This window comes from Streptomyces sp. NPDC041068, from assembly GCF_040647455.1.
Lineage (GTDB): Bacteria > Actinomycetota > Actinomycetes > Streptomycetales > Streptomycetaceae > Streptomyces.
Genome location: NZ_JBEZCG010000003.1, coordinates 13,870 through 25,700, shown reverse-complemented (window position 1 = coordinate 25,700; position 11,831 = coordinate 13,870). Strand labels below are relative to the sequence as shown.

At 71.9% G+C, this 11,831-nt stretch carries 7 protein-coding genes; 2 read left to right on the top strand and 5 right to left on the bottom strand.

Annotated elements, in window-relative coordinates; genetic code table 11:
- Positions 1 to 232: 232 nt before the first annotated feature.
- Positions 233 to 859: an NUDIX hydrolase gene (locus tag AB0B50_RS07160; RefSeq protein ID WP_362326959.1), complete on the bottom strand. Its 627-nt coding sequence runs from the start codon at positions 857 to 859 to the stop codon at positions 233 to 235.
- 86 nt (positions 860 to 945) lie between these two features.
- Positions 946 to 2,607, bottom strand: a complete 1,662-nt coding sequence (locus tag AB0B50_RS07155) for a CTP synthase (protein WP_362326956.1) — start codon at positions 2,605 to 2,607, stop codon at positions 946 to 948.
- Between the two features lie 442 nt (positions 2,608 to 3,049).
- On the opposite strand from AB0B50_RS07155, the gene AB0B50_RS07150 reads away from it, so the two are divergent.
- Positions 3,050 to 4,861 carry a glycoside hydrolase family 15 protein gene (locus AB0B50_RS07150; protein WP_362328200.1) on the top strand — a complete coding sequence of 604 codons (1,812 nt, stop codon included), beginning with the start codon at positions 3,050 to 3,052 and terminating at the stop codon, positions 4,859 to 4,861.
- 18 nt (positions 4,862 to 4,879) lie between these two features.
- On the opposite strand, the gene AB0B50_RS07145 is transcribed toward AB0B50_RS07150, so the two are convergent.
- Positions 4,880 to 6,394 carry an APC family permease gene (locus tag AB0B50_RS07145; RefSeq protein ID WP_362326954.1) on the bottom strand — a complete coding sequence of 505 codons (1,515 nt, stop codon included), beginning with the start codon at positions 6,392 to 6,394 and terminating at the stop codon, positions 4,880 to 4,882.
- Between the two features lie 159 nt (positions 6,395 to 6,553).
- On the opposite strand from AB0B50_RS07145, the gene AB0B50_RS07140 reads away from it, so the two are divergent.
- Entirely contained in the window at positions 6,554 to 8,212 is a 1,659-nt protein-coding gene (locus AB0B50_RS07140; RefSeq protein ID WP_362326951.1) for a PucR family transcriptional regulator, read from the top strand.
- 12 nt (positions 8,213 to 8,224) lie between these two features.
- Here the strand turns inward: AB0B50_RS07140 and AB0B50_RS07135 are convergent, their stop codons facing one another.
- Together AB0B50_RS07135 and recN are read right to left on the bottom strand one after the other, a co-directional pair.
- Complete coding sequence (locus AB0B50_RS07135) at positions 8,225 to 9,370, bottom strand: glycosyltransferase family 4 protein (protein ID WP_362326948.1); 1,146 nt, start codon at positions 9,368 to 9,370, stop codon at positions 8,225 to 8,227.
- A gap of 555 nt (positions 9,371 to 9,925) precedes the next feature.
- Complete coding sequence (gene recN, locus AB0B50_RS07130) at positions 9,926 to 11,653, bottom strand: DNA repair protein RecN (RefSeq protein ID WP_362326945.1); 1,728 nt, start codon at positions 11,651 to 11,653, stop codon at positions 9,926 to 9,928.
- Positions 11,654 to 11,831 lie beyond the last annotated feature (178 nt).

Below are 11,831 nucleotides of genomic sequence, written 5' to 3'. Positions count from 1 at the left end.
CGCCGCCTGCCGCCGCACCGTCCGTGTCGACCGCCTGATCCGTCACGGGCCACGCTCCCGTCCCTGCGCACGAACCCGCCGGGACTCCGGTCGGGACGCTTTCAGAGCCTAGTTCAGGCCCTGCGGCGCTCCCGGCCGCGCGGCGCCCACAAGTCGCCCGATCGGATCAGTGGATCGTCATATCGGAATGTCGACGAAGCCCCGTGCCCCGAAGGGTTCCCGCGCGAAGTCCCTAGACCTCGAAGGGGCGGGCGGGCCAGGGCGCCTCGGCCGGGCGCAGCGACTCGACGCCGTCGCCGTTCAGGGCGGCGTACAGCGAAAGGACGCCCACCACCAGGCAGTTGTTGTGCAGCTCCCCGGCGAGGACGCCGCGCACGAGCTCCTCCAGGGGTACGCGCGCGAGCTCCATGTCGGACTCCTCCTCGGAGACCTCGAAGCGCTCGCCCTCGGCCTCGGACAGATCACGCGCGAGGAAGACGCGCACGGCTTCGTCGCAGCCGCCGGGGGTGGTGTAGACGTCGGTGAGAACGCGCCAGTCCTCGGCCTTGACGTGCGCCTCCTCGTACAGCTCGCGCTGGGCGGCGTGCAGCGGGTTCTCGCCGGGGACGTCGAGCAGGCCCGCGGGGATCTCCCAGAGCTTGTGGCGGACGGGGTGGCGGTACTGGTGGATGACCAGGACGCGGCCCGCGTCGTCGAGCGCGAGGACGGCCACCGAGCCGGGGTGGACCTGGTAGTCGCGGTGGACGACGGACCCGTCGGGCATGACCACGTCGTCCACGCGGACGGAGGTCTTGTTGCCGACGAACGGAGTCTTCGACTCCGTGATCTGCCATTCCTCGGCGGTGTCCTTGATCGTCATGTCGCTCTGCCCTCCCACACGTGCAAACAGAAACCGGGGCACGCGTCCCGAAAGACGCGCACCCCGGCAACCGTATCGCTCTGGTGTTACTTGCCGGACTTGCCGCCCGTCTTGCGCTCGACGGCGGCCTTCACGAGGCCGGCGAAGAGCGGGTGCGGGCGGGTCGGGCGGGACCGCAGCTCCGGGTGCGCCTGGGTGGCGACCAGGTAGGGGTGCACCTCGCGGGGGTACTCGACGTACTCGACGAGCTTGCCGTCCGGGGAGGTGCCGGAGAACTGGATGCCGGCCTTCTTCTCCAGGTCGGCGCGGTAGGAGTTGTTCACCTCGTAGCGGTGACGGTGGCGCTCCTCCACGTACTCCTTGTTGTCGTACACCTCGCGGACGATGGAGCCCTCGGCGAGCTTGGCGGGGTACATGCCCAGGCGCATCGTGCCGCCCATGTCGCCCTCGCCGGCGACGATGTCGAGCTGCTCGGCCATGGTGGAGATCACCGGGTGGGCGGTGGCGGCGTCGAACTCGGTGGAGTTGGCGTCGGGGATGTCCGCGAGGTTGCGGGCGGCCTCGATCACGATGCACTGCAGGCCCAGGCAGATGCCGAGCAGCGGCACCTTGTTCTCACGGGCGTACTGGATCGCGCCGATCTTGCCGTTCACACCGCGGTCGCCGAAGCCGCCGGGGATCAGGATCGCGTCGACGTCGCCGAGCTGCTTCTTGGCGCCCGCCGGGGTCTTGCAGTCGTCCGAGGTGACCCACTTGACCTTGACGCGGGCCTTGTTGGCGAAGCCGCCCGCGCGCATGGCCTCGGTGATCGAGAGGTAGGCGTCGGGCAGGTCGATGTACTTGCCGACCAGGGCGACGGTGACCTCGTGCTTCGGGTTGTGCACGCGGTCGAGCAGGTCGTCCCACTGGGTCCAGTCGACGTCGCGGAAGGGCAGGTCGAGCTTGCGCACCACGTAGGCGTCGAGGCCCTCGGTGTGCAGGACCTTCGGGATGTCGTAGATCGACTTGGCGTCGATGGCGGCGACCACGGCGGCCTCGTCCACGTCGCACATCAGCGAGATCTTGCGCTTGATGGCGGTGGGCACCTCGCGGTCGGCGCGCAGGACGATGGCGTCCGGCTGGATACCGATGTTGCGCAGGGCGGCGACCGAGTGCTGGGTCGGCTTGGTCTTCAGCTCGCCGGAGGGGCCGATGTAGGGCAGCAGCGAGATGTGCACGACGAAGACGTTGTCGCGGCCGACCTCGTGGCGGACCTGGCGGACGGTCTCCAGGAACGGCAGGGACTCGATGTCGCCGACCGTGCCGCCGACCTCCGTGATCACGACGTCCACGTCGTCCGTCGCCATGCGGCGGATGCGGTGCTTGATCTCGTTGGTGATGTGCGGGATGACCTGGACGGTGTCGCCGAGGTACTCGCCGCGCCGCTCCTTGGCGATCACCTGGGAGTAGACCTGGCCGGTGGTCACGTTCGCGGAGCCGTCGAGGTCGACGTCGAGGAAGCGCTCGTAATGGCCGATGTCCAGGTCGGTCTCGGCGCCGTCGTTGGTGACGAACACCTCGCCGTGCTGGAAGGGGTTCATCGTGCCCGGGTCGACGTTCAGGTACGGGTCGAGCTTCTGCATCGTGACACGCAGGCCACGCGCCTTGAGGAGCGCACCCAGGCTGGAGGCAGTCAGACCCTTGCCGAGGGAAGAGGCGACACCCCCGGTGACGAAGATGTGCTTGGTCGTCGTGGATTTGGGCTGCATAGCCAAAGGGGGGCTCCCGTGGTCGCGGTCTGGAGGTGCGTACCGGCGCTCTCACCAGGGATTCGGGGGAGGTGCCGTCGCTGCGGTTCGGGGGTTCTATGACCACCGGCTCACGGGCTACCAGGGTATCAGCGACATGGCGAGGCTGCTCCCGACCACGCTCCGCCACGGTGCGCACACAACACCGTCACCGCGCATCCACGCCCTCGTGTCGCCGGTGCACCGCCCCTCACCTGGCGCTCACCCGTTCGGCGGAGCCTCGTTGCCGAGAGGGGCGCACAGATCACCAGGGTGCGTCGTATCCTGCTCGGACACTCGCTGCCGAGCCCCCTCCGGCACACGGCATCACCCCGCCTTGCACCCGGAACAAGCGCTCGTCAACGATCACTTGACCGCTGACCAGTAAGCGCCCCGCGGGGCGAACGTGGCCGTTCGACTGGAGATGCACGTGGCCGGGCGCATCGAGGACTACGCACTCATCGGAGACATGCAGACCGCAGCGCTGGTCTGCCGGGACGGCACAGTCGACTGGCTGTGCCTGCCCCGCTTCGACTCCCACGCCGTATTCGCCGGCCTGCTCGGCACCGAGGAGCACGGCTTCTGGCGCCTGGGGCCCGCACACGCCCCGGGCGCGCAGCCTCCCGCTGCCGCGCGCCGCACCTATCGCGGCGACTCCCTGGTGCTCGAGTCCGAGTGGGACACCTCACGCGGCACCGTCCGCGTGATCGATTTCATGCCGCCGCGCGACACCGACGCCCCGCAGCTGGTGCGGATCGTCGAGGGCGTGAGCGGCCGCGTCCCGATGCGCTCCGCGCTGAGGATGCGTTTCAGCTACGGGCGCGTGGTGCCCTGGGTGCACAAGGTCGACGGGCGCACGGTCGCCGTCGCCGGACCCGACTCGGTGTGGCTGGACACCACCGCCGAGACCTTCGGCAAGGACCTCACCACGTACTCGGACTTCACGGTGGCGCCGGGCGACCGGATCGCGTTCACCATCTCGTGGCAGCCCTCGCACAAGGAGCCGCCGGCGCTGCCGGAGCCCGAGGCGGCGCTCACCGCCACGGAGAGCTTCTGGCGGGAGTGGGTGGAGCACTGTACGTACCACGGCCCCTACCGGGAAGCCGTGGTCCGCTCGCTGATCACGCTGAAGGCGCTCACCTACGCGCCGACCGGCGGGATCGTCGCGGCGCCCACCACCTCGCTGCCCGAGGACATCGGGGGCTCGCGCAACTGGGACTACCGCTTCACATGGCTGCGCGACGCCGCGATCACGCTCTCCTCGCTCCTGCGCACCGGCTACCGCGAGGAGGCCCGCGCCTGGCGCGAGTGGCTCCTGCGGGCGGTCGCGGGCGACCCGGACAACCTCCAGATCATGTACGGCATCGCGGGCGAGCGCGAGCTCGGCGAGACGGAGCTCGACTGGCTGCCGGGGTACGAGAACTCCCAGCCGGTCCGCGCGGGCAACGGCGCGGCCCACCAGCTCCAACTGGACGTGTACGGCGAGGTCACCGAGGCCCTGCACCTGGCCCACATGACGGGCCTGGCCCGCAACGACTACGCCTCACTCCTCCAGCTCAAACTGATCCGCTACCTGGAGGACCACTGGGACGAGCCGGACGAGGGCATCTGGGAGGTGCGAGGACCGCGCCGCCACTTCGTGCACTCCAAGGTGATGGCCTGGGTCGCCGTGGACCGCACCATCAAGCTCATCGAGTCCGGCGACGCGGACGGCCCGCTGGAGAAGTGGCGCGACCTGCGCGACGACATCCACCGCGACGTGTGCGAGAAGGGCTACGACAAGGAGCGGAACACCTTCACGCAGTCGTACGGCTCCAAGGAGCTGGACGCCTCGCTGCTGCTGATTCCGCAGATGGGCTTCCTGCCGCCCGACGACAAGCGCGTCATCGGCACGATCGAGGCGATCCAGCGGGAGCTGTCGACGTCGGACGGGTTCATCCTGCGCTATCCGACGTCCGGCGAGGACGAGGGCGTGGACGGCCTGGAGGGTGACGAGGGTGCCTTCCTCGCCTGCTCGTTCTGGATGGCCGACGACCTCGCGATGATCGGCAGGGTCGACGAGGCCCGCAAGCTCTTCGAGAAGCTGCTCGCCCTCCGCAACGACCTGGGGCTGCTCGCCGAGGAGTGGGATCCGCGGCTGCAGCGCCAGGTCGGCAACTTCCCGCAGGCGTTCAGCCACGTGCCGCTGATCGACACGGCGCTGCGGCTGACGGCTTCGGGGGCGTACGGAGGCTAGCGCGGAGGTTGGTTCCGCTCAGCTCTGGACGGCGACGGGCTGCTGCCCGTCGCCGTCCGCGCGTTCGGCCGCGTCCTCCAGGACGATGCGGCCGATGATCTCGTAGCGGTGCGGCCGCCTGGCCCGCAGGTACAGGCCGAGGCCGAGCCCTCCGAAGAAGACGAGGCCGACGGTCCAGGGGATCGCCTCGAAGAACAGGGAGTCGGCGGCCGCGCCCGCCGCCGTGTCCATGTTGACGACAAGAAGGACGACGACGGCGATCATGCCGATGCCGCCGAGCAGTGGGGCGAGCAGCGTCCTGAACCAGTGCCGGTCCTCGGGGTGGTTGCGCCGGAAGTAGCCGATCACGGCGAAGGAACACAGGGTCTGGACGATGAGGATCGCCATCGTGCCGAGGATCGCGAGCAGCGTGTAGAGGTGGGTGTACGGATCCTGTCCGGTGAGCCAGAAGGCACCCACCAGAACGACGGCGATGGCCGACTGGACGTAACCGGCGATGTACGGCGAGCCGTGCGCGGGGTGGGTGCGGCCGAGCGCGGGATGCAGGAATCCCTCGCGCCCGATCGCGTACAGATAGCGCGACGCGCACTGGTGGAAGGCCATGCCGCAGGCGAACGAGCCCGTGATGAGCAGCCATTGGAAGGCGTCGACCGCCCAGGCGCCGATGAAGCCGTGCGCCGGGTCGAAGAAGAGGTCGAGCGGGCTGGTGGACCGCGAGACCTTCACCGCGCCGCCGAGGCCGTTGCCCGCGATCGTCATCCAGGAGACGTAGATGTAGAAGAGGCCCACGCCGATCACCGAGACGAGGGTGGCGCGCGGGATGACGCGCTTGGGGTCGCGGGACTCCTCGCCGTACATCGCGGTCGACTCGAAGCCGACCCACGACCAGAAGGCGAAGAACAGACCGAGCCCGGCCGAGGTTCCGGTGAAGGCGTTCTTCGGGTTCACCGGCTCCATGGGGATGCCGTCCGGGCCGCCGCCCTGGATCAGCACGGCGGTGGCCACCGCGAAGAGGACGGCGATCTCCGCGACGAGCATCACGCCGAGCGCCTTCGCCGTGAGGTTGATGTCGAAGTGCGCGAGGACGGCCGTGACGGCGAGCATCCCGGCCGCGTACACGATCCACGGCACGTCGACGCCCAGCTGGTCGAGGACGGTGGTCCTGGCGAAGTACGCGAAGACGCCGACGATCGAGGCCTCGAAGACGATGTACGCGACGACGGCGAGCATCCCCGACGCCATGCCCGCGATACGGCCGAGGCCGTGCGAGATGTAGCCGTAGAAGGCGCCGGCGGCGGTGATCCGTTTGGCCATGGCGACGTACCCGACGGAGAACACCGTCAGGACGAGCGTCGCGAAGAGATAGCCCGCGGGGGCTCCGGTGCCGTTGCCCGCGCCGACCGCGATCGGGAGGTTGCCGGTCATCGCCGTGATGGGCGCCGCGGTGGCGACCGCCATGAAGACGACCCCCACGAGGCCGACGGAGTTCGCCTTGAGGCGGTGGACCTCGGGTGTGCTCGGTTGTTCTGGCATGGCGGGCACCCTGCCGTCGAGTGACGTACGCCACAAGTGACAGGGGGTCGCGCAATTGCCGCGCGGAGGCGACGAGTTGTCGGGCCCGCGGGGCCGCGAAGCACCGCCGTGACCGGCCGGAGATGTTCCGGGAACGTGCGCCCCGGTAGCGTCCGCGCCATGGACAGTCACGGCACTCCGGCCACTCGGAGCACCACCTCCCCGGGCGGCATCACCGTGCAGCGGGCGCTGGAGCTGCCGGGGCTGCGCGGCGGGCTCCCGGAGGTCGTCGCGGGCGCGGAACGGCTGCAGCGGACGGTGCGGTGGGTGCACGCGGGCGAGGTGCCCAACATCGCCTCGCTGCTCAAGGGCGGCGAACTGCTGCTCACCACGGGGCTCGGGCTCGGCACGCGCCCCGCCGAGCAGCGCGCCTTCGTGCGCAAGCTCGCCGAGCGGGGCATCGCCGCGCTCGTCGTCGAGCTGGGGCCGCGGTTCGCGCGACTGCCCGCGGCGCTGGTGGAGACGGCGCGGGCCGCCGGGCTCCCGCTGGTCCAGCTGCATCGCGAGGTGCCGTTCGTGACGGTCACCGAAGAGGTGCACACCGAGATCGTCAACGGCCACTACGCACTGCTGCAGCGGGCCGAGGAAGTGCACAGGCGCTGCACGGAGGCGCTGCTCGGCGGGGGCGGCATTCCCCAAGTCCTCGGCATCCTCGCGGAGTTCAGCGGCAACCCGGTGTTCCTGGAGACGGCGGACGGGCAGCTCCTGTACGCCGCGGGGGCGGACACCGAGTGCGCGGATCCGCTGCAGGTGTGGGAGGGGCTGCGGGGCCGCGCCGTGGACCGCGACGGGCCGCCCGCGAGCGCCGTCATCGTCGACGTGCCGGGCGGCGGCCCCGGCGGGGGCTCGGTACGGGCCCGCCTCGTGCTGCTCGCCGTGGAGTCGGCGCCGCTGCCGGTGCACCGCATCGCGGCGGAGCGGGCGGCGGGCAGCCTCGCGGTGGTGCTGATGCAGGCCCGCCAGGAGGAGGAGCTCGCGGCGCGCGGCCGCGGCGACTTCCTCACCGATCTCGCGGAGGGCCGGATCACCGCCGACGACGCGCCCGCGCAGGCCCGCGTCCTCGGCTTCAAGCCGGGCTCGGCGGGCGGCCCGCTGCTTCCGGTGGTGATGCGGCTCGCGGACGGGCTGCCGACCGGGGGCGGCTGGGCGGTGCTCGCGCGGGCGGTCGCGGAGGAGCTGGCGTCGGTGGGCGTACCGGCGCTTCTCGGCGTACGTCCCGTCGAGGGCCGCGTACCGCTGCTGCTCGGCCTGCGGTCGGAGTCGGAGAGGACCGCGGTGGCCGACCGTGTCGCCGCGGCGCTGCGGGCGGGCGTGGAGCGGGCGGGGATGCAGCGGCCAGGGGCGCAGCCGCCGGTCGTGGTGGTCGGCGTCGCGGGCGGCTGGGCGGCGGCGTCGGCGGGCCTGCGGCACGCGGCGGAGACGGCGGCGGCCGCGCAGGGCCTGTCCGACCGACCGTGGTACGACGCGCGGCGACTGGACATCGACCTGCTGCTGTGGCGGCTGCGGGACCACCCCGACCTGGCGGCGTTCGTGGACCGCGCGATCGGCCCGCTGCGCGCCCACGACCGGCGTTCGAAGCCGCCGCTGCTGCCCACGCTGCAGACGTATCTGGCGCACGCGGGCCGCAAGGCGGAGACGGCACGCGAACTGCACCTGAACCGGCAGACGCTGTACAACCGCCTCGCCCGCATCAGCGAGTTGCTGGGCACGGACCTGGACGACCCGCAGACGGTCCTGGCCCTGAGCCTGGCGCTGCGGGCGCGCAGGCACGTGGCGTAGCGGTGCAGCGGCTCAGTTGTACGGCAGCGGCTGGGTCAACTCGTCGTAGACGCTGAGGACTTGGGTGACCGTATCGTCCTCGGTCGGCCAGGTGGCGGCCTGGGCCACGCCCCTGTCCTTGAGCTCGGCGCGGCGTACGGGGTCGGCGAGGAGGCGTACGACGGCGATGGCGAGGGCGTCCGCGTCGCCGTAGGGGACGAGTTCGGCCGCGTCGCCGACCAGTTCGGGGACGCCGCCGACCGCGGTCGCCACGAGCGGCACGCGCGCGTGCAGGGCCTCCTGGGCGAGGACGGAGCGGGATTCCCAACTGCTGGGCAGCACCGCGAGGTCGGCGGCCGCGAGGAGGTCGGGTACGTCGTCGCGCCTGCCCACCAGGCGGGCCGGCAGCTGCTCGTCCTCGATTCGGCGCTGGAGGACGGCCCGTTCGGGTCCCTCGCCGGCGACGACGAGGAGGGGCAGCGGGTCCAGATGGCGCCACGCGCGCGTGGCGTCCAGGAGGACGTCGTAGCCGCGATGCCGTTCCAGGGCGCCGACGGCGAGGATCAACGGGCGGTCCACGGCGCCGAGTTCGGCACGCGCCTTGTGCAGGAGCCGATCGGGTTCCTCGGCGGTCTCGGCCGGGTCGGGGCGGCGCGGCGCGGGCAGCGCGACGGCCGCGAGGCGGGCGTCGCGTGCGCCTCTGCTGCGGGCCCGGTCGACGAGGTCGGACGAGGTGCCGAGGACCACGGCGGCGGCCTTGGCCACGCGCCGCTCCAGCAGGCGCAGGACGCGGGCACGGGCGCCTTCCGCGTGCGCGCGGGTGTGCCAGGTGACGACGAGCGGGGTGCGGCGTCCGGTGAGCGCGACGGAGGCCCGCAGGGCGGCGTGCAGTCCGTGCGCGTGGACGAGGTCGGCGTCGGCACAGGCTGCGCGGAGCGCGGCCACGGAGGCGGGGTCGCCGCTGCGGGGCACGGGGACGTGCCGGGCGCCGGTGCCGGTGAAGTCGTAGGCGCGGGCGGCCTCGTCGGGGGCGCACACCGTGACCCGCACGCCTCGGGCGGCGAGTCCCGCGGCCAGCGATCTGACGTGCGCGCTGCTGCCCGCACTGCCGCCGCCGAGGACTTGAACGGTGTGCAGCGGCGTCTGTCCGTGTGGCGAGTGGCTGCTCACGTGGCTCACGTGGCCGGGGCTCCTGGGTCTGCGTCGGTCGGTGCTCGGGCGGGTACTCGGGCAGATGCTGCGCCAAGGATGCCAGTCCGCACGGGCGTTCCGGCACCGCCGAAAGGTCACTTCCGCATTTGGATGGGCAACGCCGGGAACGGGACCACCCGAACGGGTGAGCCTTGCGGTGTTTGTGTACGGGGTTCATGCGTTACCCAGGGGCATCCCCTACCCCGCCGCTCCGCGGCGGATGTCTCCCACCCACCCGCCCGTTTGCCCGGTGGTGGACCTGCGCGAGTAGGAGCGAAGGGCTGCTGGGACGAGGCGAGAACGCCTCCCCCAGCAGCAGCGACGACGGCGTGCAGACGCGTACGAGACGCGAGGGGACGCGGGGGTATGTGCGCACGGAGCACCGAGCACAACGCCAACCCCAGCCGCAGCAACAACACCCCACAACAAAGATGGCGAGTACGGACATACCCCCGCGGCCCCGCCCCACAACCGAACCCCAGGCGCAGACGCCCGCCACAGGCAGCCCAGCCACGAAAGAACCCGCAGACAACCCCCGAGCCGCTACCCGTCCCCCCGAGCCGTAGCCAACAACTCCTCCGCATGCGCCCGCGCGGTCTCCGAGTCCTCCTGGCCCGCCAGCATGCGCGAAAGCTCCCGCACCCGGTCCTCGCCCTCCAGGACCTGGACCCCGGACCGCGTCACCATGCCGTCGTTCGTCTTCTCCACCAGCAGCTGCCGGTCGGCGAACGCCGCCACCTGCGGCAGGTGCGTGACGACCACGACCTGCGCCGACTTGGCGAGGCGTGCCAGACGACGCCCGATCTCGACCGCGGCCTTGCCGCCGACACCCGCGTCGACCTCGTCGAAGAGATACGTCGGCACCGGGTCCGTGCCCGCGAAGACCACCTCGACGGCGAGCATCACGCGCGACAGCTCACCGCCCGACGCGCCCTTGGCGATGGGCCGGGCGGGAGCCCCGGGGTGCGGGGCGAGCAGCAGCTCGACCTCGTCGACGCCCGCGGGACCGTACGCGACCGTGCGGCCGCCGATCTCCACGCCTTCGGCCCCCTCGGGAACCTCCGTGCAGCTGATCGCGATCGACACGCGCGCGTGCGGCATCGCCAGCGAGGCCAGTTCCTCGGTGACGGCCGCCGCGAACCGCGACGCCGCCTCCTGGCGTGCCTCGGTCAACGCCTGGGCCAGCCCGGCCAGTTCGGCACGGAGCGCGTCCCGCTCTGCGGTCAGCTCCTCCAACCGGTCGTCGTCGCCCTCCAGTTCGGTCAGGCGCGCCGCACCGTCCTCCGCCCAGGCGAGCACGGCGTCGATGTCCTCGCCGTACTTCCGGGTGAGCTGCGTCAGCGCGGCCCGCCGCTCCTCGACCGCGGCGAGCCGCAGCGGATCGGCGTCCAGGTCATCGGCGTACCCGGCGAGCTCACCCGCCACATCGCCCAGGAGGATGCCGATCTCCCCGAGGCGGTCGGCGAGCGCGGAAAGGGCGGAGTCGTGGGACCGCACGGCCTCGAGGGCCCGTGAGGCGCCGGCGACCAGCGTCGAGGCGTCGACGCCCTCCGGGTCCTCGGGATTGCCCGCGAGGGCGGCGTGCGCGGCCGTGGCGGCGGAGGCGAGGGCCTCGGCGTGGCCGAGCCGCTCGGCCTCGGCGGCGAGTTCGACGTCCTCCCCCGCGCGCGGCTCGACGCCCGCGATCTCGTCGAGCCCGAAGCGCAGCAGATCCGCTTCCTGCGCCCGCTCACGCGCGCGCGTGGTGATCTCCTCGACCTCGGCGGTGACGGCCCGCAGCCGTCGGTAGGCGGCCGTGTACTTGGTGAGGGGCACGGCGACCGCGTCGCCCGCGTACCGGTCGAGGGCGCCGCGCTGCCGGGCGGGCTTGAGCAGGCCCTGCTGATCGGTCTGGCCGTGCACGGCGACGAGGTCGTCGGCGAGTTCGGAAAGCAAACCCACCGGAACCGAGCGACCGCCGAGGTGCGCGCGCGAGCGCCCCTCCGCCGAGACGGTACGGCTGATCAGCAGCGCACCGTCGTCGAGTTCGGCCCCCGCCTCCTCCGCCCGCACGACCGCCGAGGCGTCGGCGGGCACCGCAATGCGCCCCTCCACCACCGCCGACTTCGCGCCGATCCGCACCAGGGCGGGGTCCGCGCGCCCGCCGAGCAGCAGGCCGAGGCTGGTGACCACCATCGTCTTGCCCGCACCGGTCTCACCCGTCACGGCGGTGAAGCCTGGCGACAGCTCGACGACAGCGTCGTCGATGACTCCGAGCGACCGTATCCGCATCTCCTCCAACACGGGACAAGACCTTACGAGGTCAGGGGCCCGGTGTGCGACGGGCCCTGGGCTCCTTCCACGAAGGCGCAGGTCGAGACGGCGCGACGGACGCCCCTTGTCACCCGCGGGGGTGGGGTTCCGCACAGGGCCGCGGGGGTGGGGTTATCCCCAGCAGGATCCACCGGCT

Excerpts from the sequence above, each read along its gene's own strand:
- recN (WP_362326945.1), bottom strand. The coding sequence starts at position 11,653 with ATGCGGATACGGTCGCTCGGAGTCATCGACGACGCTGTCGTCGAGCTG.
- AB0B50_RS07145 (WP_362326954.1), bottom strand. The coding sequence starts at position 6,394 with ATGCCAGAACAACCGAGCACACCCGAGGTCCACCGCCTCAAGGCGAAC.
- AB0B50_RS07140 (WP_362326951.1), top strand. The coding sequence starts at position 6,554 with ATGGACAGTCACGGCACTCCGGCCACTCGGAGCACCACCTCCCCGGGC.
- AB0B50_RS07155 (WP_362326956.1), bottom strand. The coding sequence starts at position 2,607 with ATGCAGCCCAAATCCACGACGACCAAGCACATCTTCGTCACCGGGGGT.
- AB0B50_RS07150 (WP_362328200.1), top strand. The coding sequence starts at position 3,050 with ATGCACGTGGCCGGGCGCATCGAGGACTACGCACTCATCGGAGACATG.
- AB0B50_RS07160 (WP_362326959.1), bottom strand. The coding sequence starts at position 859 with ATGACGATCAAGGACACCGCCGAGGAATGGCAGATCACGGAGTCGAAG.